Below are 21,257 nucleotides of genomic sequence, written 5' to 3' on the forward strand. Positions count from 1 at the left end.
TTCCTCAGAGCAGCGCTTCTTCTCGCGGCTCTGAGGCTGTTTTAGCGACATTGACATTACCCGACCCGGCTTCTTTGGCGAGATACATCGCTCTGTCCGCCACTTTCAAACACTGACTTAAGGTCATCTTCTCATTGTTAAATGAGATACCCGCACTGGCGCCAATCTCAACGTGAATATTGTTCAGTGATTGCAAATGGTGACCATAAAAGAGCGCGACCACTTGCTCTGCCAAATCAACCACCTCTTGCTCCGACTCATAATCGCGCACAAAAATGGCAAACTCGTCACCGCCCAAGCGGGCAATGTCGTATTTTTGCAGTCTCTCGCCCAACGCTTGCTGCGCGATGGCTTTGGTTTGCTTGGCAAAATCGTACAACACGTTGTCACCGACATCGTGACCATAACGGTCATTGACCGCTTTAAAGTTATCTAAGTCGAGGTAAATGATCGCGGTGTGCTTGTTTTCATCAAGGCGGGTCGCGTGAGACAATACCGACATAAAGCTCGCTCGGTTCGCCAGTTGGGTGAGCGAGTCAATGTAAGCCAGTTCTTGAATGCCCTCTTGATCCATTTTCAAAATATAGTCGTCCATTTGACTTTGAAAATAGATCACGATGTGACACATACCTGACATCGCGACCAAGGTTAATACCAAGCGAAACCCTACATGGTATGGGTACGGAAACTGCGCCAAGCCAAAGGCGAAGATCAAGGAAGTAAGGACAATATTCAGTACCGAGAGCCCCACTCCAACACGAAAACTATTGATGAATATGCCGATGGCAGACAGTGGGTAGACCCACATAATGCCAGTACCTTCATACCCTCCAGTAAAAATAAGATACAAACTCAAGGAGTAGATCATAAAAGATAGCCCAGCAAGACCAAAGCGATGTTGCAGGTTAATCATTTTGATGGTGACGATGCCAACCAAGGAGTAAAAGGCCAGCGTTGTGCCCAGCTCAATATCGCCGCGATAAAAACTATAGACAGAGAAGGCCGCAAGGAAGGAGACACCTAAGACAGCGAGCACCCGAATCATCATCATCTGGCGCTGCTGTTTCATTAAGACGACTTCGGATAATTTATCCGCTACAAAGTGGTGTACGTTCATCGCGCTCCAGTCATTGCTACAAAACCAATCACTTATTTAGATAATGCTACATTATTTATTGTCAATCAAATATAGACACCGTCAAGCTAAGCGCAACTGAATGTAGGAGGATTCGTCGTTTTTGTTTACCGCATCACATCACAATTGCATCCGCAAGGTGTGAAACAGCCAGCGCAAAGTAGTAAGACCGGTTCCATTTCATTAGTACGTTATAGTTATTGTAGACCAAATAAACACGCCCATTCCCATCATCGGGTGCGATCAACCAGGCTTGGATATCTTGGTCGAGCTTAGGTAGCGGTCGGCCATCAAAACGGTTAATCCCCATTGACGCCCACTGTTGCAAATATTTGGCTTTGTCCGGCGCTCGCCCTTGAATTGACGTATCAAACCCAGCGGGAAGCGTCACTTGACGTCCCCAGGTGTAGGTATCGTCCCAACCGGATTGACTTAAATAATTGGCCGCCGAAGCAAACACATCCGCTTCTGTCGTCCAGATGTCTTTTTTACCATCACCGTTACCATCCGCAGCAAAGGCTAAAAACGAGCTTGGCATAAACTGGCACTGGCCCATCGCCCCTGCCCATGAGCCTTTAAAGTCATCAAAAGCAATATGGCCCTGCTCTAGAATCTGTAACGCGGCCATGGTTTCACTGCGAAAGAAGGCCTCACGGCGGCCGTCGTACGCCAAGGTCGCGAGTGCATCAATGACGGGGTAATTGCCGGTAAATTTTCCGAAGTTACTCTCAACGCCCCACAGCGCAACAATAAAGCGCGGCTGCACACCATATTGCTCGCCAATGCGAGTCAACTCAGTGTGGTGCTTTTGGTAAAGAGCTTTGGCTTGATCGATTTTCCATTTTGGTACGGCACGTGGAATGTACTCATCTAAGGTCAGTTTTTTCTCTGGCTGATTCTTATCGGCCGTCACGGCGCGTGGTTTATGAGTCACATTGGCAAATGCCTCATCGATGACGGGCTGAGCAATCCCCATCGCTTTGGCTTCATTTCTGAGTGTTTGGATGTAATCATCAAATGACACCTCACTCGCAGACACTGACGTTGCCAACACAGTGCCTGAAAGTGTCAATCCTAGAACAGCTGACAGTATTGTTTTCACATTGCCCTCCTTGAGCAATTTTAGCGAGTCTTTAGAACTATGAATTATTCGACTGCTGGCGAGCTTTTTTCTGCTCTTTGTATTCATCAAGCAGGTTTTTCGGTGGGGGTGGCAGTTGCAAAAAGAAGCCCTCATCTTGCATGGATTGCTTCACTTTTTCGATGTCGACTTGTGCTAACTTGCGCCCGTCGAGCTTAACCATCATCACCATTGTAGGTTTACCGAACATCTGCATCAGTGTGTCAGGAACTTGCGAAAAATCGTCCTTTTTCGGTAAGTAGAGGTACGCGCCCTCTTTTTTTGAACTCTTATAAATTGCACAAAGCATGTCTATGTTTTTATCTCATTGTCATTAAACGTCAATGTTTCGCTATTTTTGAGAGCAAAACACCCAATTGAGCGCAAGATAACTTGCTGAGCTTAGGGAGGGAATATAACATGAGTCCCCTAGTCCCAAGCAACGCCCTTAAGAGGTTGCCACTTACCTATATGTCGAATATGACCGAGCCCAATACAAGCAGGCCACAGACCATTGGGTCAGAGAGCGTCACCGCTCCATCCAAACCGTCCCAATCATCCAGCGCCGCTTCGCCTGACTTGAAAGGCAGTAGTTTCACCTTGTCCGTTTTGCACCTTAGCGATAACGATGTCGACAAATGCATCGACTTCTTACAACAGAAAGTGCAAACGGCACCTGCGTTTTTTGCTCACGCACCTGTGGTGATCAATATTTCAAAGGTGGCGGGCGAATTGGACTTTGTAAAGCTAAAGCAAGGCATCGCCCAAGCGGGCATGATACCTGTTGGGGTGACGGGATGCCCAGACAAACGTACACAAAACTTAGCGTCTGACGCTAAGTTCGCCGTGATGACGGCAAGCAAGTCCCCCACACAAGCGCCCGCGACCTTAGCGCCCACCAAAATTGTGCGCACCCCGGTGCGCTCTGGGCAACAGATTTACGCCAAAGACGCGGATTTAGTGGTACTCAATCATGTCAGTGAAGGCGCCGAAGTGATTGCCGATGGCTCAATTCATATCCATGGCACTTTGCGTGGTCGCGCTATTGCAGGGGCCAGTGGCAACACGGGCGCCGTCATCATCTGTAACAAACTCAATGCAGAATTGATGTCTATTGCTGGGCACTACTGGCTTACGGAACAGTTTGCCGAGGAATATTGGCAACAGAAAGTGATGTTCAGCTTGAGCGACGATTCACTCAAATTCGAGCTGTTAACAATTTAATAGTTTAAAGGAACCAACGAATGGCACGCATTATTGTTGTCACATCAGGAAAAGGCGGCGTAGGGAAAACCACCTCTAGCGCTGCTATCGCTTCAGGCCTTGCGATGAAAGGCAAAAAAACCGCTGTGATCGATTTTGATATTGGTCTGCGTAACCTTGACTTGATTATGGGTTGCGAACGTCGCGTCGTGTACGACTTTGTTAACGTCATCAATGGCGAAGCAACGCTCAATCAAGCGCTGATCAAAGACAAACGTACCGACAACTTGTTCATCTTGCCCGCCTCTCAAACTCGTGACAAAGACGCCCTCACCATAGAAGGCGTACGCCGAGTGCTCGATGACATGGATAAGATGGGTTTTGAATTCATTATCTGTGACTCACCAGCAGGCATCGAGCAAGGCGCTTTGATGGCGTTGTACTTTGCTGATGAAGCAATTGTCACCACCAACCCAGAAGTCTCTTCTGTACGTGACTCCGACCGTATCCTGGGTATTCTCGATTCTAAATCCCGTCGCGCAGAAGAAGGCTTAGAGCCGGTGAAACAGCACCTGCTACTCACGCGCTACAACCCTGCGCGCGTAAATCAAGGTGAAATGCTCAGCGTGGAAGATGTCGAAGAGATCTTGCACATTTCCCTGCTCGGCGTGATCCCGGAGAGCCAAGCGGTTTTGAATGCCTCTAACAAAGGGGTGCCGGTCATCTTCGACGACGAGTCCGACGCCGGTATGGCCTATAATGATACGGTTGAGCGTCTTCTCGGTGAGCAAGTGGATTTCCGCTTCCTCACAGAGCAGAAGAAAGGGATTTTTAAACGACTATTTGGAGGCTAATTAGGCATGTCATTACTTGAGTTTTTCCGCCCGCAGAAAAAGAGCTCTGCGAATTTAGCCAAAGAGAGACTGCAAATCATTGTGGCCGAGCGTCGCAGTCAAAACGACCCTGCGCCGTCTTATCTGCCTCAGCTTAAAGAAGATATTCTGAAGGTCATTGCGAAGTATGTCGACATTGACCCATCGATGGTCGACCTGTCGTTTGAGCACAAAGATGACGACATCTCCGTTCTCGAGCTCAACGTCAAACTGCCAGACGAAGAGAAATAGCCTGATTGGGTAGGCTATTGGAGATGAGTAATGAGCCGATGCAATTGCATCGGCTTTTTTACGCCACCAATATGAATAGCACCAACATGGATAGCACAAAATATGAGCAGACAAACAAAAGCCCCAGCACAGGGCTAGGGCTCGATTTCAAAGCGTAGGTTTCGTGCTAGCGAAAACCTATCTCAACGTGACGGCTTACTTATGCGTCCGCTTTTTCTTTCTTCGCTTTTGGTGCTGCTTTCGCTGCTTCTTGATCCGCTTTCTTCTTGATAACAGTTGTACCTTCGAAAGTTTCACCTTCAACGAATGCTTTACCGTAGTAAGAAGCTTTTAGAACTTCTTTCAGCTCAGAGATTAGAGGGTAGCGTGGGTTCGCACCAGTACATTGGTCATCGAACGCTTCAACCGCTAGCTCATCTAGCTTCGCTAGGAAGTCAGCTTCAGCAACACCCGCCGCTTGGATTGACGCTGGAATGTCTAGGTCTTGTTTCAACTCATCCATCCACGCTAGTAGACGTTCAATCTTCTGAGCAGTACGGTCACCTTCTTGGCTTAGGCCTAGGTGGTCAGCAACCTCAGCGTAACGACGACGTGCTTGTGGACGGTCGTATTGAGAGAATGCAGTCTGCTTAGTTGGGTTGTCGTTCGCGTTGTAACGTACCACGTTAGAGATCAGTAGTGCGTTCGCCAGACCGTGTGGTAGGTGGAACTCAGCACCAATCTTGTGCGCCATAGAGTGACATACACCTAGGAATGCGTTCGCAAATGCTACACCAGCGATAGTTGCCGCGTTGTGTACTTTCTCACGAGCGATTGGGTCGTTTGCACCGTTCGCGTAGCTTGAAGGTAGGTACTCTTTAAGCATCTTAAGTGCTTGTAGAGCTTGACCATCAGAGTACTCATTGGCAAGAACTGATACGTAAGCTTCTAGAGCGTGAGTCACAGCATCGTAACCACCGAATGCGGTTAGAGACTTAGGCATGTTCATGACTAGATTAGCATCAACGATCGCCATCTGAGGTGTTAGCTCGTAGTCAGCAAGTGGGTACTTAGCACCAGTTTCGTCATCAGTTACTACCGCGAATGGTGTCACTTCTGAACCTGTACCTGAAGTTGTGGTGATACAAACAAGCTCAGCTTTTTTACCCATTTTAGGGAACTTGTAGATACGTTTACGGATGTCCATAAAGCGCATTGCAAGCTCTTCAAAGTGCGTTTCTGGGTGCTCGTACATTACCCACATGATCTTCGCCGCATCCATTGGTGAACCACCACCAAGTGCTAGGATAACGTCAGGCTGGAAGCTTTGCATCGCTTCAGCACCTTTCTTAACCACTGATAGCGTTGGGTCAGCTTCAACGTCGAAGAACGTTTGTACTTCCATACCTTGTGCTTTCAGTAGTTGTACTACGTCATCCGCGTAACCGTTGTTGAATAGGAAACGGTCAGTAACAAGGAATGCGCGTTTCTTACCTTCTAGGTCGCTAAGCGCGATTGGAAGGCTACCACGACGGAAGTAGATAGACTTAGGTAGTTTGTGCCACAACATGTTTTCAGCTCGCTTCGCTACAGTTTTCTTGTTGATTAGGTGCTTAGGACCTACGTTCTCAGAGATAGAGTTACCACCCCATGAACCACAACCTAGAGTTAGAGAAGGTGCAACGTTGAAGTTGTACAGGTCACCGATACCACCGTGAGTCGTCGGGATGTTGATTAGGATACGAGCTGTTTTTAGCTTGTCGCCAAAGTAACGGATACGGTCTGCGTTTGTGTCTTGGTTAGTGTATAGACCAGAGGTGTGACCGATACCGCCGATTTCAACCATAGTCACCGCTTGAGCAACCGCATCTTCGAAGTTGTCTGCACGGAACAAGCCAAGCGTTGGAGAGAGTTTCTCGTGAGCAAATGCGTCCTCGTAAGACACTTTACCAAGACCTTCACCAACAAGCACTTTCGTGTCAGCAGGAACTTTCACGCCCGCCATCTCAGCGATTGCTGCTGCTGGCTGACCAACGATCTTCGCGTTCAATGCGCCGTCGATAAGTAGAACTTTACGTACTTTATCCGCGTCAGCTTTGCTTAGTACAACCGCTTTGTGCGTTGCGAAACGCTCTTTCACTTCGTCGTAAACTTCGTCAACAACGATTGCTGCCTGCTCAGAAGCACACACTACGCCGTTATCGAATGTTTTAGACATTAGGATAGAAGCCACTGCACGTTTAACGTCAGCCGTTTCATCGATAACGACAGGAACGTTACCTGCACCAACACCGATTGCTGGCTTACCAGAAGAGTAAGCGGCTTTAACCATGCCTGGACCACCAGTAGCAAGGATAAGTGCGATGTCATCGTGCTTCATTAGCGCATTTGATAGCTCAACAGATGGTTGGTCAATCCAACCGATGATATCTTTTGGAGCACCCGCTGCTACTGCTGCTTCTAGAACCAGTTTCGCTGCATCGTTGGTTGAGTTTTTCGCACGTGGGTGTGGTGAGAAGATGATGCCGTTACGAGTCTTCAAAGAGATAAGAGATTTGAAGATCGCTGTAGAAGTTGGGTTTGTGGTAGGTACGATACCGCAGATGATGCCCACAGGCTCAGCGATAGTCATAGTACCTAGGTTGTCATCCTCTTCTAGGATGCCACAGGTCTTTTCGTCTTTGTATTTATTGTAGATAAACTCAGAAGCGAAGTGGTTCTTGATTACTTTATCTTCAACAATACCCATACCAGATTCTTCGACCGCTTGTTGTGCTAGCGGGATACGAGCTTGGTTCGCAGCAAGAGAAGCAGCACGGAAGATTTGGTCAACTTGCTCTTGAGAGTAAGTTGCGAACTCTTCTTGCGCTTTCTTAACGCGTGCAATCATTGCATCTAGCTCGGCTATATTAGTAACAGGCATAGGGAAATCTCCTAAAATTAACAAATATTAAAAACTTTTTATTAAGCCAACTGCATGCTTATCTTGGGCAGTCAATCACAGCTTTCTTAGTAAATTGCTTTCAGGGCTGAGTATATTATTTCAGGTTGTGAAAAAAATTGACCCAGATCAGTTCTGAAAAACTATTTACCTAGTTAGTGGTACGCGAATCGCACAAATCACCATAAGCCACTAATTTATAAAGACTTAAATCACAAATCCGAACTGAATAAAATAAAAGCAATCAATCTATCGAACTCATTGAACAAGCATAAATTGTAAAAAAGTTTCATTTTTTGACCACAAACTTACATGTGATTCACAAAATTCGTGCTACTCACACTACAAGTTACGTCATTTTCAGATGAAATGGCGTCTTGAAGACATGATTTTGTGGCAAACTTAACAACATCGTAAAACTGTAGCTCATCTTACGCCTCTTTTGGTTAACAAAACATGTCAGGCGCGATCCCTTTGTCAGGAATAATTAGAAATTCTCAGTCATGGTATAGGCGACAGATTAGCTTTTTTCATTCGTTATCTGCGTGAATTTAGACTATATTCCGCGTGACTTTTTTACCCCTTTGCCTAATGTGGACATGCTTAGATGCAAACCTTTGAATTAGCGATTTTTTTACAGTTTTTTCTCGGTTTAGTCGCCGCCGTTAACCCGGTGGGGATCATGCCGGTGTTTGTCTCGTTAACCGGTCATATGACCATCGAAGAGAAACACAAAACCGCAACCACAGCCAACGCGGCGGTCGCGGTTATTCTGATCGTCTCTCTACTCGGCGGGCAGATGTTGCTCGATATGTTCAGCATTTCTCTCGATTCGTTTCGTGTGGCAGGCGGTTTACTGCTGCTGAGCATCGCCTTTTCGATGATGAGCGGTAAGCTCGGTGAAGATAAGCAGAACAAGCAGGAAAAATCGGAGTACGTCAGCCGCGAACAAATCGGTGTTGTGCCATTAGCGATGCCGCTAATGGCCGGTCCTGGTGCGATCAGTTCAACCATCGTTTATGGTTCACGCTACCCGGGCATGATGGATACCACAGGTATCATCATTACCATCGCGGTGTTTTGCTTGTGCTCTTGGCTGCTGTTTCGTTCTGCGCCTTTGATCGTGAAATTCCTTGGCCAAACCGGCATCAACGTGATTACGCGTATCATGGGCTTGATTCTTGGTGCTCTGGGCATCGAGTTCATTGCCAACGGGTTACGCAATCTATTTCCTGGCCTCGCCTAACCCCTTAGAATCCCACTAAGGCGTTGATCAAACATACATTGAGCAAGGTTGACGCCTTTCAGCTTTGCTCATACTCTGACCTTGTCGTTTGTCACTAGGCTAGGTCATGAAATCCGATCCCTTAAAACACCATCTCTATGTCATCATCTTTGGCACACATACCAAGGCGGGTCGCCGCTTCGATTTGGCGCTTATCGTAGCCATTTTTGCCTCGCTAATCGTTCTACTGCTTGAATCACTGCCTAGCGTGCCGCAGGAATGGAAAAGTACTCTAAGAGTGCTGGAATACTCATTTACTGCGCTGTTTACGCTCGAGTACCTTGTACGGCTCTACTGCTCGCCAAAGCCCCTTGCCTATGCGAAAAGTTTTTATGGGGTGATTGATTTATTGGCTATCTTGCCCACTTACTTGGCGTTTTTCTTTCCTTCGGCGACCTTTATGGGCGTGATCCGACTGCTCAGAGTGATGCGTATTTTCCGCATTCTTAAGTTGGTGCGCTATCTACAAGACTCCAACATCTTGCTGCGCTCTCTGCTCACTTCTCGGCGCAAAATCTTTATCTTTTTCTCCAATGTCGCCATCTTGGTCACCATCTTTGGCGCCCTCATCTACGTCATTGAAGGACCAGAGAACGGCTTCACCAGCATTCCCATGAGCATCTATTGGGCCATCGTGACCATCACCACCGTGGGTTATGGGGACTTAGTGCCGCAAACCGGTCTAGGTAAAACCATCGCGGCCATTACCATGCTGCTGGGTTACTCGATCATTGCGGTGCCCACTGGCATCATCACCGCTGAAATCAACCAAGAGATGAAATCACACAAGACCTTGGTCAAATGCCCAAACTGCTCAAAATCGGGGCATGAGTCTGACGCGCTCTATTGCAAGCATTGTGGCAGTGAACTCGCCGATCCCGATAAGCGCGTAACCGCCCCAGTTCAAGAAAAAGTCTAAGCACTTTGTGAATCACCGATAAAACAATCACCAATAAAAAAAGCGCCTGCAAAGAGGCGCTTTAGGATAGGGAACCAACACTCGGGTTTGCGGGTTTATTTCTCCGCTAGAATGATACGCAACGTACGACGCAACGGCTCTGCCGCGCCCCATAGCAGCTGGTCACCGACGGTGAATGCGTTGAGGAAGTCATCACCCATTGCCATCTTACGTAGACGGCCGACAGGAATCGATAAGGTACCCGTCACTTTCGCTGGAGTCAGCTCTTTTGCCGTGATATCACGGTCATTCGGGATCACTTTCACCCAGTCATTGTGCGTGGCGATGATCTCTTCAATCTCATCCATCGGCACGTTTTGTTTGAGCTTGATGGTCAACGCTTGTGAGTGACAACGCATCGCACCGATACGAACACATGTGCCATCAATAGGAACAGGTGACGCTTGGAAACCTAGGATCTTGTTCGCTTCGACACCCGCTTTCCACTCTTCTTTGCTCTGACCATTGTCGCGTTTCACATCGATCCAAGGAATCAATGAGCCCGCAAGCGGCACGCCAAACTTATCCGTTGGGAACGAATCGCTGCGCATGGTATCCGCCACTTTTTGGTCGATATCCAGAATGGAGCTTGCAGGGTTGGCCAGCTCTGAGCTGACTGAGTCGTTGATCACGCCCATTTGTGAGATAAGCTCACGCATGTTTTGCGCACCCGCACCAGACGCCGCTTGATACGTCATCGCACTGGTCCACTCCACCAGCCCTTTTTCGAACAAGCCGCCTAAGCCCATCAACATCAAGCTTACCGTACAGTTACCACCAACAAACGTGTTGGTGCCCGCGTGGATACCTTGTTGGATTTGCGCCAAGTTGACCGGATCCAACGTGATGATTGAATCTTGAGCCATACGCAATGTTGAGGCTGCATCAATCCAGTAGCCTTTCCAACCTGCTTGGCGCAGTTTCGGATACACTTCTTCCGTGTAGCTGCCACCTTGACAAGTAATGACGGCATCAAGCTGTTTTAGGCTCTCTAGATCGAACGCATCTTGCAGCAAACCGGCGTCTTTACCAAAGTTTGGAGCTGGGATGCCGACTTGAGAAGTGCTGTAAAAAACCGGTTCAATGAGATCAAAATCTTTCTCTTCCACCATGCGCTGCATCAGGACAGAACCCACCATGCCACGCCAACCGACTAAACCTACTCTCATTCTCAACTCTCCATGTAATCTAAAAAAGGAATCACTCATCTTTCAATGTTCAGCTCAAAATCTCAAGCAAAAAATGCCATATTTTTGTAAGTTTTGTCTCGCTAAGCGCTAGAATCGCGTTAGCTGACTGTTTTCTCACTTTTTCTCAACGACGACACTACTGATCGTTCAAACTGAACAGAAAGAAAACAAAGCATCTACGGGGGAAGTAGTCGACAAGTTAGAACCAAACTTAACACGGGACTTCTGATTGACGTATGATCTTTTCCATCGCTAAGGCCACCACTTGGAATGGCCATTTTTGTTGACTCATCGCTCTCAATTAAAGCTGATTCACTTTTAAGAACTGTTTCGCCTCGTCAATCGCCTGGCCAAGGACACGCTGTAGCTCGTTGAGCTCATCAGACAGGTCGGTTTGCGTCTCTTTGATCGCTTTTTCAACGTGAGCAGCGGCTTGTTTGAGTAGCGGTGCACCTAAGTTTCCCCCCACACCTTTTAAACTGTGCGCTTTGCGCAGTGCAGTCTCGGGGGATTCAACAATCAACCGTTCAATGGTACTGACGTCATCTTGATGATCTTCCACAAATACTTCCAGCAGCATGCATACTGACGCTGTATCACCATTGAGCGAGCTCAACATAGCTTGGGTATCGATAATCGGCTCTGGTTCCATAGGACTCTCTACTTCCTCGAGTTCATTGTCTTTTTTGTCAACCTCAACCCTGTTGTGATGATCAACCATCGGCTCATTTGACGCTAAACGTGAACGCGCCGCCGTTCGTGCGCTCATCACTAGTAAAACCAGCGCCGCGATGGCGAGAGCTGAACTGACTAACCCAAGCTGCACATGACGCTCCAAGCTTTGGTGGTACGCCTCGCCCAAGGAAGCAATTTGAATATTGACATCATGCCCGACCAGCCCTTCAACCAAGTGCAGACCTTTCGCGTACGTCCCCAACACCTGAGCCACCAACGCGAGTACACGCTGCAATTCTTGTTGCTGTGTGCCCTCTAGTCCCGTTGACCAAACATAAATACTGTCCATTTCACGCGATAGACGCGGGCTATCGTCATGCGTACCAAACACTTCCTCAAGCACCAACGCACTCAACCGATAGTAGGTTTGCGTCACCAGTGGCGAATCGGCCTGTTTACCTCTCGCTTGCTTGATGGTTTCAATCAGCTCTTGAATAAGGAGGTCGTTGTCAAGGTAGGCTTTCGCTTGCGCAATGTATTTATCCAGCGAGAAAAGCAGTTGGCTAACATCAGGGGAATACCAACTTTGCTCATAATTGGCTTGAATCTGCAATTGCAGCGCATAAATCAGTTGCAGATTCAGCTCTTGCTGATCCGTCGCTTCTGGCCGATACGCGGAGGAGAGGTGAAAGGTGCTACGCAGTTCTTCAACCGCGTTACGCAACTCGGTGATCCGCTGACGAGATTCGCCCAGCACTCGATAGTTGCTCACTAAAATTGCTGTTACTGCAATCCACAGTAAGACGACCATCCCACCTAGCCTGAGCCTGCTACTATCCATGTGTATGCCCTAAACAATGTCCGTAAATACAATCATATACCGATTTTTTACATTCTGCTGAAGAAAGCGGCTTTGCACTCGCTCTTTCCTCTTGTCTGTGGCACAACGCAACAAAAAGCCCGCGACATACGCGGGCTCATAGATAGGGATTGAGCTAAGCTCTGCTCTTTACCGATGCATCATTTGCGATTGAGTTGCTCGCGCAAGTTCGGCGGTGTGCCTTTGATGGTCAGGGTGTCGGTTTCCGGGTCATAGAAAATACGCTCGCCAAGCAGCAAACTGTCGAAGTTAATGCTCAGGCCACCGCCAGCGCCGACGTACTTGGTTAGCTTACGAACTGCGGTTCTATCTCCTGGAAAACTCTCCTCAAGTTGGTAGCCTTGCTCTTGGGTGTAATCCAAAAAGCTTGTGCCATCATGGGAGGGGGACAATTCACCAGACAACTCTTTCACGTAGACTTCATCGCCGGCTTTAATTTGCTCGCTGCAGTAATCCGCCACTTGCTTTTTAAAACTCAGTACTTCGTCTTTTTCTAACTTGGAATCAGCACAGAAATCATCCACAGCCTGCATCAACACTTGGTTTTGCTGCTTGCTGTCGAGCCCGACCTCTGCCTGCAGGAAGTCCAAGAAGAAGTCTGCCACTTTGCGCCCTACTCGCCCTTTGATGTAGGCAAGATAGCGGTTGGACTCTTTATCGGTCTCATAAGCCGTCAAGTCGATACGCGCTGCAATGTCCATTTTGCCAAGATCGAGATAATCGGTGGCGCTAATGTCCAGCCCTTCGGTGACCTTTAAGCTCTGATTAGACGGAATGATGGCGACAAACAAGTAATCAGTCGCGAGTGATTGATACTGTGCAATCACCAAGATGCCTTCATCGGCAAAGGGATATTTCGCTAACTCATCTTTTAAACGCTTGGCGCTGACTTGTGAGAAGTCGTAAAAATCGCGCTCCCCTTTACGCAGTTCATGCAACCAGTGCTGAAATTCGCTGTCTGATTTGAAGCAGCCAAAGCCTTTTCCCGCTTTAGAATGAAACACGCGATGCAGCTCTGCGACGAGGTTTTCTGTCGACGCATCATTGGCAAGAGAAGCACTGCGGTAATTGACGATGAGCTCGTCGGAATCATTTTTCTGAAGTTGATGTAAGATTACGTGAGAGAGGTGCAAACTCATGTGATTTTTATCGCTGGGTAGGTTTCAGTTGCATCGCATTGTAGGGTATCATAAGCCGCTTTACTATCATCATTAGAGTCTTTATGCCGATTACATCTAAATACAGCGACGAGAAAGTAGAACAGATCTTAACTGAAGTGGCTGCTATCCTAGACAAACATGCCGCGGGTCCAGAACTGGCGCTTATGATCGCAGGAAATATCGCAACCAATGTCTTAAATCAGGATGTTGCGCCTTCACAACGCAAAGCAATTGCTGAAAAATTTGCTCAGGCGTTGATTTCTTCTATCGAAGAAAAAAGCCATTAAAAATAAACGGATAATAGATAAAGATACATGGTAGATAACGGAAATACATATGGTGAGCGCGTATCGCGTCTCGTCGGCTGGGGTCACTGGTTTGCGTTTTTCAACATCATCGCTGCGATGTTGATTGGTACCCGTTATATCACTCAATCACCATGGCCTGAGACTTTGCTCGGTCAATTTTATCTGGCCGTTTCTTGGGTCGGGCACTTTGGCTTCCTCGTATTTGCCCTGTATCTCCTTGTTCTCTTTCCGCTGACGTTTGTCCTTCCGTCACGCAAACTGTTCCGCCTGGTGGCGGTCTGTTTTGCAACGGTGGGACTCACCGTATTGCTGATTGACACTCAAGCGTACCAGACCATCAATTTGCATTTAACGCCCGTGGTGTGGGAAGTGCTGTTCAACGATGACAGCTCCTCTGCCCTCAGTGCCGATTTGCAACATTTGTTTGTGGTGTTACCGCTCATCTTTTTGCTCCAATTGGCGTTATCTGAATGGGTGTGGCGCAAGCAGCGTAAACTCTCTCATAAGCACGTCGGCCGCCCAATTTCGGCGCTGTTCTTTATCAGCTTCATCACTAGCCACTTAATTTATGTGTGGGCGGATGCGTATTTCTACAATCCGATCACCTCTCAACGCGCGAACTTCCCGCTCTCCTACCCGATGACCGCTAAATCCTTTATGGAGAAACACGGCTTGCTGGACCGAGAGCAATATCTCAAACGCCTAGAGAACAACCAAACCAGCAACCAACTGGTCAGCTACCCGCTTGAGCCACTGGAGTTCAATCGCCGCGCCAACCAGTTGAACGTATTGGTCGTGAGCGTCAACAACCTCAGAGGCGATGCTTTGAATGAGCAGTTGATGCCAGCGACGGCGCAATTCGCCGCGCAAAACCTGAACTTTACCAATCACTACAGCTCAAGTAATGACACCTTTGGTGTGTTTGGTCTGTTTTATGGTCTACCGAGTAGCTACGCCAGCAGCATTAAAGCGCAGGGTTCCAAGCCGATTGTGATTGATACGTTAGTCGACAAAGAGTACCAATTTGGCCTATTCAGTAGTGATAACTTCGATGATGCGCTGTACGGCGAAACCGTTTTCCGCGGTATGAACTTCCACGGCGTTGCCTTCGATTCTGATCACTCTGCCGAAGAGCAAACCATTAACGCATGGGCAACTTGGGTACAAGAGCAGAAAAAGTCACCTTGGTTTAGCTACGTTGAGCTCACCCCTGTCGAAAACTTCAGTGCTTACAGCAGTGACAACAACGACAAACAAACCTCGACGGAAAAGCTCATCGCCGGTTACCACAAATCCGTTCAGCACGCCGACAAACAAGTCGCGCTGCTGATTGACGCGCTCGATACCCTAGGTCTCGAGGAAGACACCATTGTGGTGATCACCTCAAACCACGGCGCAGAGTTCAATGAAACCCAGACCAACAGTTGGGGCGCGAACAGTAATTACAGCCGATACCAACTTCAGGTGCCGATGGTGATCCATTGGCCAGGTAAGGTCGCGGCCACCTTTACTCACCGCACCAGCCACCTCGACTTCTCGGTGACGCTGCTGCAAGACATGTTAGGGGTATCGTCAAACCCAAGTGACTTTAGCAGTGGTCGCAATTTGTTTGATGAGCGTTCTCGCAAATGGATTTTAGCCGGTGATTCGCGTGAGTTAGCCCTGATTACCAACAAAAACACCACGGTGATCGACAAGTTCGGCAACTACAAATTGTACGATGCAAACTACCAGCGATTGCAAGACGACAACCCTACACTGCCGGTGTTAATGCAAGGTTTAACCGAATTGCAGAGATTTTATACAAAGAGCAACTAAATCATAATGTTATAATTGACGCTTACGTTGAATATGGTAAATTAAGCGAATCGGACTGTAGCGCAGCTTGGTAGCGCACTGTCATGGGGTGTCAGGGGTCGCTGGTTCAAATCCAGTCAGTCCGACCATTTATCCCTAAAGGGCTCATCTTCGGATGAGCCCTTTCTCGTTTATACGGCGACGCATCACAGAACCTCAGTATCAAAATCCATAAAATAAACCAATGGTTCATTTTATGGATTTGCTATGACTCAATACCATGCCATCGTCGATAGCGCAGGTGGCGCTGATTTTACCTCTATTCAAGCGGCGATCGAGGCTGCCCCCGCGAATGATGCTCCGTACCGGATTTTTATTCGCAAAGGTCACTATCCAGAGCGGCTGACAATTGCACGCGCCAAGGTGTCGCTAGTCGGTGAATGCGCACGTGAAACCGTGATCGATAGTAAGATCGCCAATCAAATGGTGTTGGACGATGGCTCTATAGGCGGCACCTACGGTAGCCGCGTCGTCATCGTCGATAACCAGCACTGCACATTGGCTCATCTCACGATTCGCAACTCGTTCGACTTTATTGCCAACCAAGCGAAAAACGATAGTGATCCCAGTAAACTCACGCACACCCAATCCGTCGCCCTATTGGTTGGCCATCACGCTGACTATTTCATTGGCCACGATCTGATACTCGATAGTTATCACGACACCCTGTACGTGAGCGCAGGACGCAGCTACTTCTCTACATGTCATATTCTGGGCAGTATTGATTTTATCTTTGGTCGCGGCAGCGCTTTATTTGAACAGTGCCGAATCACTTGCCGCGCCAGAAGTGACAGACCCAAGGACGCGCTATGGGGTTACATCGCTGCGCCGAGCACACCTCATTGTGTACCCCTGGGTTTGGTCTTCTACCGCTGCGTTATCGATGCCGAAGCTGACGTCCCCAAAGGCAGCTATGCACTCGGCCGCCCTTGGCACCCCACCACGCACTTCTCTGATGGCCATTACGCCGACCCGAATGCTATTGGGCATTGTGCCTACGTAGAGTGTGAACTTGGCGAACATGTCAGCGATTGGACATCCATGAGTGGCCGCGGTCGAGACGGCAAGCGAGTGTGGTTTACCCCAGAGCAAAGTCGATTTGAATTGGTAGGTAATCGAGGTGAAGGCGCTCACGCACTGCCGCAGCAACAGCGTGAGATTGACGAGCACAGCGAACTTGGCTGGAAACCGCAGCAGCCCTTCAGCTAACGAAGGGCTGCAAGATTGACGGTTATTTCGCCGTCATCGCCATCTCATTGTGACGCTCACCATAGATGACATCTCGGTCATAGACGACGTGCACCTGATCACCCATTTGACGATCGCCATGCAAGTAGCCACCGCTTGAAACCAAAGTAGGCAGTTCATCGTAAATCCCCTGATGCGCCGCTTCAAGACAAAGCAGCGCATAGGGAATCGGGTCGTCAAAACGGGCGTACTTGACCGCTTTATTGGCAACAAACAAGCCACTTTCGCTGTGCCAATGCTGCTCAATCAGTTGCGTTGCCGCGCTGTCTGCTAACGTCAACCAACGATGATCGCCGTCGATGTGATGCATCTCTATCAGCGCCAATAGCAAGTAGCTCGAACAGAGTGACGTCTCGCTAGCTACCTCAATCAAGGGCCCTGCTGAGGACTCAAAACGGGCGAGTTCAAAGCGCGTCAGCATGCGTTTTAATAGGCGCTCAACACGCTCGTTTTGGCTGGCTCGATAGGCGCGCGTCAGCGTCAATAAGTAGGCAGGATCGGCATCACGACGCGCTAATGTGGTGCCTTTGTCGCCATAATAGCCATCTCGCACAAACTGATAGCCCGTTAAGTCGGTCCCATCAGCCCAGCACGGTTTCATTTGATTGGTTGCCTCATCCCAAGCGTGAGTAAAGTAGCCCTCAATGCCATCAATGATCCAGCCAAGCCACTCTTTGTCTTCACACACTTCAGGGCAAGCTAACAGAGCCAGCGGATTATCCACCACCAGCGCCCAGCAATCACGAAACAGCGCATTGGCTTCAAGCGCAATAGGGCCAAACTCAGGTCCGAATTGACGCCGCGCGCGATCGCCAAACCAAGAGTAGGTCAAACGATCATCCTCAGGCACAGGCTCTCGCTGTAAGGGTGAAGAGAATTGATAGACAGGCATACGGGTCTTCGGATGACGGGCGAGCACAAATTGTCGATAGAGGTGCTTAGCCCAAGTCAGCGCCGCTTGGTCGTGCGTGTAGCGATAGACGTGACACGCGGCGTAAATCAGATCGGTCGAGGCATTCACAAACGTCAGCCCGACCGTTTCCGGCAACGTAGGCCATGCGCTCGCATCAACCGCGTCTTTAGGCGTATGGCGGGAAAATATCGATTCCGGTTGCTCTCGGCCATATTCGCCATGGCGAGTGAGATCGCATTTGTCCCAATCCATCACGTGTGACGCCCAAAAACCACTCAAATAGCGCTCAGTCACCGCCGGCTCGGCCTGATACATCAAATCGTAAAATGGGAAGTGGTTTTTAAGTTCGTGGACACACTCTTTGCTTGCCGGGCCTTCAATGGCACCACTGGCCCAATCGACAAATCGATGTCCCCCCCAATGCAGTAATCCACTGGGTTTGTCGTGGTAACGGGTCAAGATGCTTTCGCTCAGTTCGCTGGCGTGCGTAAAGTAGTGATTATCACCGGTGAGCATACTGTAGCCGATGTATCCGCGCATCAGATTTTGTTGGCTGGCAAAGTTGCTCATCGGGACTTGGCGCCCGTCGGGGTAGGTCCACATCACAGGCTGTAAGGTGGTGACATCCAGGCCGTCGGCAATGAGGCCCGTCTGGGGGTGCTTCCCTAGCTCTACGCTACGGGCATAAAACAGATCAATATAGGGGCGAAAGGTGCGACGATTAGTAGTGTCCGTCATAGAGAATCCTTAATAGACAGGTCCTTATTAACCGGAAAAGTTGACCAAAAGAAAAAAGGCGCGAAGCCATCTGACTTCGCGCCCTACTCAAGCGATTACTTCGCCATGCGTTTCAAGATGCGGTCGCCGCGACGTAGGAAGTCTTTGGCAGCACCAGACGCATCAGTTTGGCCGTAATCCAGTTTTTGCATCACTTCACTAAACAGCTCCATCAACTGAGCGTTGTCTGTGTATGTGGTTGGCAGCACTTCTTTTGGCAACGATTGAGCTTGCAAGTAACCTAGGTAAGACAAGCTTTCTTGGTCGATTTCGCCTTTGGCATCCAACGTTGTAAGGCCAGCGGTGCTCAATGGAATACCACGAGCGAGACCTAGCGCCTCAACACCCACAGGATCGTTTAGCAAGAAGTCGACTAATTTCGCCGCTTCTTCTGGGTGCTTAGTGTTACGACCAATCGAGAACATCATCGAAGGACGCGCCAACAGACCTGAGTCAGTTGCACCCGGCGCCATTGGGTAAGGCGCTAGCTCCAGTGTCATTGAAGGATCAAGGTTCGCGGTGTATTTCGCGATAGCCGTATCCCACATGTATAGACCACCGAAGCGACCGTCAATCCAAGGGCGCATTTCATACAAGTTGCCTTTACCGTACGAAGCGAACTCTTTGGTTGATGGGAAAACGTGATTGCTGACCTGATCCACATAAAGCTGGAAGAAGGCTTCCATCTCTTTTTGCTCGTAGTTGAGCATGTTGGTCTCAGCACTGATGATGTCTTTACCCGTGGTTTGCAGCATGTAAGAGCGGTTCATCGCAAATACGTCGCGCGCTTCAATAACCAGTGGGTAGTGATCCGCGCCGAGGTTTTTCTCAAACGCTTTACCCGCGGCCATCAACTCGTCCCAGTTAGTTGGGTAATCCACCCCAGCTTGCTCCCACTTCTGCTTGTTGTAGTAGAACACGCGGGACGTCATACTGACTGGTAAGCCGTTGATTTTTCCGTTGACTGTGGTCATGTCCATCGCCGTTTTCGGGAAGTTCGCAATGTGCAGCGCATCCGCCTTTTGGCTCATGTCGTAGAAACCACCGCCATCACGAGAGAAGATAGGCAGCCAGTTCCAGTTGGTTTGCATCACATCAGGTTCAGTGTTACCTGCGATCTGTGTGGTCAAGCGAGACAAGTGACCATCCCAACCTGTGTATTCTGCTTTGACCTTGATGTCTGGGTATTTTTGTTGGAACTTCTCAATCGCTTCCAACGTCGCTTGGTGGCGTGAGTTACCGCCCCACCAAGACATACGCAGTTCAACGTCAGCAAAAGACGGTGCAGAGGTGGCGGCAATCGCCGACGCGATAAGAGTAGTCAGTACCTTTTTGTTCATGGATGTTTCTCCAATTATTATCGTAATAAAGAAATGTTCTGTTCAGTTTCTTTGTTAAAGATGTGCGCTTTTTGCATATCAACAACGAATTTAACATTACTGCGCGTTTCCATGCCCAGCTTGTCTTTCACATCGTCAATCGGCACACGAGCGGTAAATTCTTGATTATTCACTCTAAAGTACACAAACACCTCATGGCCCATGTTCTCCATACGCACCACATCGCCTGTGATCGTCGGTAGAGCATCATCTTCAGCCATCTGCAAGGTAATACTGTCTGGGCGAATACCGAGCACTGCTTTCTCACATTTGTGTGAGCGAATTTGCTCCGCTTTCGCTTGTGGTAGTTTCAAACGCTGGTCGCCGATCGCCACGTACAAGCCATCTTCTTCATCGTGCAATTGAACATCACGTAGGTTCATCTCCGGTGCACCGATAAAGCCAGCCACAAACATATTGACGGGGTTGTTGTAGAGCTCATCCGGTGTATCGACTTGCATGATCTCACCGAGCTTCATCACACAGATGCGATCGCCCATGGTCATTGCTTCGGTTTGGTCGTGCGTCACGTAAACCGCCGTCGCAGAGCTGCCCTCTTTCTTAAGGTGACGGTGCAGATCCGAGATGCGCACACGCATTGACGCGCGAAGCTTGGCATCTAGGTTTGACAGTGGCTCGTCAAACAAGAATACGTCCGGCTTTTTCACGATAGCGCGGCCTACTGCCACACGCTGTGCTTGGCCCCCTGACAACTGACGCGGTAAGCGGTCGAGCAACTCTTCAATCTCCAAGATTTTGGCTGCTTCATTAACGCGCGCTTCGATTTCGTCTTTGGGCAGCTTTTGCAACTTAAGACCAAAACCCAAGTTCTCTTTTACTGTCATGTGTGGGTAAAGGGCGTAGTTTTGGAACACCATCGCAATGCCCCGATCTTTGGGCGCCAAGTTGTTGACCACTTTGCCGCCAATGGTCACTTCACCACCGGTGATGTTTTCCAAGCCCGCCAACATACGTAGCGTGGTTGATTTCGCGCAACCTGATGGGCCAACGATGACGAGGAACTCACCGTCTTTGATGGTCAAGTCGACACCGTGTACCGCCTTGAAACCGTTTGAATATACTTTCTCTAGCTTTTTAAATTTCACTTCAGCCATTGTTCTTACT

The 21,257-nt window shown here is 48.9% G+C and carries 18 protein-coding genes and 1 tRNA gene; 9 read left to right on the top strand and 10 right to left on the bottom strand.

The genetic code is table 11. The annotated features are described in order from the left end of the window. Positions 1 to 4: 4 nt before the first annotated feature. The 3 genes from AC6R1A_RS13300 to AC6R1A_RS13310 form a co-directional block, all read right to left on the bottom strand. Positions 5 to 1,117 (bottom strand): GGDEF domain-containing protein, encoded by a 1,113-nt coding sequence (locus AC6R1A_RS13300; RefSeq protein WP_500633689.1) that lies wholly within the window; start codon positions 1,115 to 1,117, stop codon positions 5 to 7. Between the two features lie 133 nt (positions 1,118 to 1,250). Further along, positions 1,251 to 2,237, bottom strand: coding sequence for a lytic murein transglycosylase (locus AC6R1A_RS13305; protein WP_500633688.1), 987 nt, complete (start codon positions 2,235 to 2,237; stop codon positions 1,251 to 1,253). Between the two features lie 37 nt (positions 2,238 to 2,274). Further along, positions 2,275 to 2,565 (bottom strand): YcgL domain-containing protein, encoded by a 291-nt coding sequence (locus tag AC6R1A_RS13310; protein WP_487901077.1) that lies wholly within the window; start codon positions 2,563 to 2,565, stop codon positions 2,275 to 2,277. A gap of 110 nt (positions 2,566 to 2,675) precedes the next feature. On the opposite strand from AC6R1A_RS13310, the gene minC reads away from it, so the two are divergent. Genes minC through minE form a run of 3 tightly spaced genes read left to right on the top strand, consistent with a single transcriptional unit; the run spans position 2,676 to position 4,582 of the window. Next, complete coding sequence (minC, locus tag AC6R1A_RS13315) at positions 2,676 to 3,479, top strand: septum site-determining protein MinC (RefSeq protein WP_500633687.1); 804 nt, start codon at positions 2,676 to 2,678, stop codon at positions 3,477 to 3,479. Positions 3,480 to 3,499: 20 nt separating this feature from the next. Continuing rightward, entirely contained in the window at positions 3,500 to 4,312 is an 813-nt protein-coding gene (gene minD / locus AC6R1A_RS13320; protein ID WP_500632234.1) for a septum site-determining protein MinD, read from the top strand. Between the two features lie 6 nt (positions 4,313 to 4,318). Continuing rightward, positions 4,319 to 4,582: a cell division topological specificity factor MinE gene (minE, locus tag AC6R1A_RS13325; protein WP_334552630.1), complete on the top strand. Its 264-nt coding sequence runs from the start codon at positions 4,319 to 4,321 to the stop codon at positions 4,580 to 4,582. Between the two features lie 199 nt (positions 4,583 to 4,781). On the opposite strand, the gene adhE is transcribed toward minE, so the two are convergent. Beyond that, positions 4,782 to 7,484, bottom strand: coding sequence for a bifunctional acetaldehyde-CoA/alcohol dehydrogenase (adhE, locus tag AC6R1A_RS13330; RefSeq protein WP_500626054.1), 2,703 nt, complete (start codon positions 7,482 to 7,484; stop codon positions 4,782 to 4,784). 625 nt (positions 7,485 to 8,109) lie between these two features. Here adhE and AC6R1A_RS13335 point away from each other — a divergent pair. Then, a complete protein-coding gene (locus AC6R1A_RS13335; RefSeq protein ID WP_500633686.1) occupies positions 8,110 to 8,748 on the top strand; it encodes a YchE family NAAT transporter in 639 nt (212 codons plus the stop codon). Between the two features lie 106 nt (positions 8,749 to 8,854). After that, on the top strand, positions 8,855 to 9,706 hold the full coding sequence (locus AC6R1A_RS13340; protein ID WP_500633685.1) for an ion transporter: 852 nt from the start codon (positions 8,855 to 8,857) through the stop codon (positions 9,704 to 9,706). A 95-nt stretch (positions 9,707 to 9,801) separates the two neighbouring features. On the opposite strand, the gene asd is transcribed toward AC6R1A_RS13340, so the two are convergent. The 3 genes from asd to yejK form a co-directional block, all read right to left on the bottom strand. After that, the gene (asd, locus tag AC6R1A_RS13345) at positions 9,802 to 10,914 is read right to left on the bottom strand and encodes an aspartate-semialdehyde dehydrogenase (protein ID WP_334552638.1); all 1,113 of its coding nucleotides are present in this window, start codon (positions 10,912 to 10,914) and stop codon (positions 9,802 to 9,804) included. Between the two features lie 322 nt (positions 10,915 to 11,236). Beyond that, positions 11,237 to 12,451, bottom strand: a complete 1,215-nt coding sequence (locus AC6R1A_RS13350; protein ID WP_500633684.1) for an Hpt domain-containing protein — start codon at positions 12,449 to 12,451, stop codon at positions 11,237 to 11,239. 179 nt (positions 12,452 to 12,630) lie between these two features. Further along, positions 12,631 to 13,629 (bottom strand): nucleoid-associated protein YejK, encoded by a 999-nt coding sequence (yejK, locus tag AC6R1A_RS13355; protein WP_487901073.1) that lies wholly within the window; start codon positions 13,627 to 13,629, stop codon positions 12,631 to 12,633. Positions 13,630 to 13,712: 83 nt separating this feature from the next. On the opposite strand from yejK, the gene AC6R1A_RS13360 reads away from it, so the two are divergent. The 4 genes from AC6R1A_RS13360 to AC6R1A_RS13375 all read left to right on the top strand — a co-directional run bounded on the left by AC6R1A_RS13360 (position 13,713) and on the right by AC6R1A_RS13375 (position 17,024). After that, on the top strand, positions 13,713 to 13,937 hold the full coding sequence (locus AC6R1A_RS13360; protein ID WP_334552646.1) for a YejL family protein: 225 nt from the start codon (positions 13,713 to 13,715) through the stop codon (positions 13,935 to 13,937). Positions 13,938 to 13,964: 27 nt separating this feature from the next. Next, a complete protein-coding gene (locus tag AC6R1A_RS13365; RefSeq protein WP_500632237.1) occupies positions 13,965 to 15,776 on the top strand; it encodes a DUF3413 domain-containing protein in 1,812 nt (603 codons plus the stop codon). 51 nt (positions 15,777 to 15,827) lie between these two features. Then, positions 15,828 to 15,904: transfer RNA gene (locus AC6R1A_RS13370), tRNA-Pro, on the top strand. 118 nt (positions 15,905 to 16,022) lie between these two features. After that, positions 16,023 to 17,024, top strand: a complete 1,002-nt coding sequence (locus AC6R1A_RS13375) for a pectinesterase family protein (protein WP_500633683.1) — start codon at positions 16,023 to 16,025, stop codon at positions 17,022 to 17,024. Between the two features lie 22 nt (positions 17,025 to 17,046). Here the strand turns inward: AC6R1A_RS13375 and AC6R1A_RS13380 are convergent, their stop codons facing one another. The 3 genes from AC6R1A_RS13380 to AC6R1A_RS13390 all read right to left on the bottom strand — a co-directional run bounded on the left by AC6R1A_RS13380 (position 17,047) and on the right by AC6R1A_RS13390 (position 21,247). After that, positions 17,047 to 18,714, bottom strand: a complete 1,668-nt coding sequence (locus AC6R1A_RS13380) for a pectate lyase (RefSeq protein WP_500633682.1) — start codon at positions 18,712 to 18,714, stop codon at positions 17,047 to 17,049. Positions 18,715 to 18,809: 95 nt separating this feature from the next. Then, positions 18,810 to 20,093 (bottom strand): ABC transporter substrate-binding protein, encoded by a 1,284-nt coding sequence (locus AC6R1A_RS13385; protein WP_500633681.1) that lies wholly within the window; start codon positions 20,091 to 20,093, stop codon positions 18,810 to 18,812. 17 nt (positions 20,094 to 20,110) lie between these two features. Next, entirely contained in the window at positions 20,111 to 21,247 is a 1,137-nt protein-coding gene (locus AC6R1A_RS13390) for an ABC transporter ATP-binding protein (RefSeq protein ID WP_500632241.1), read from the bottom strand. Positions 21,248 to 21,257 lie beyond the last annotated feature (10 nt).

It is taken from the genome of Vibrio sp. R10-SG3-ISO3 (assembly GCF_059834225.1).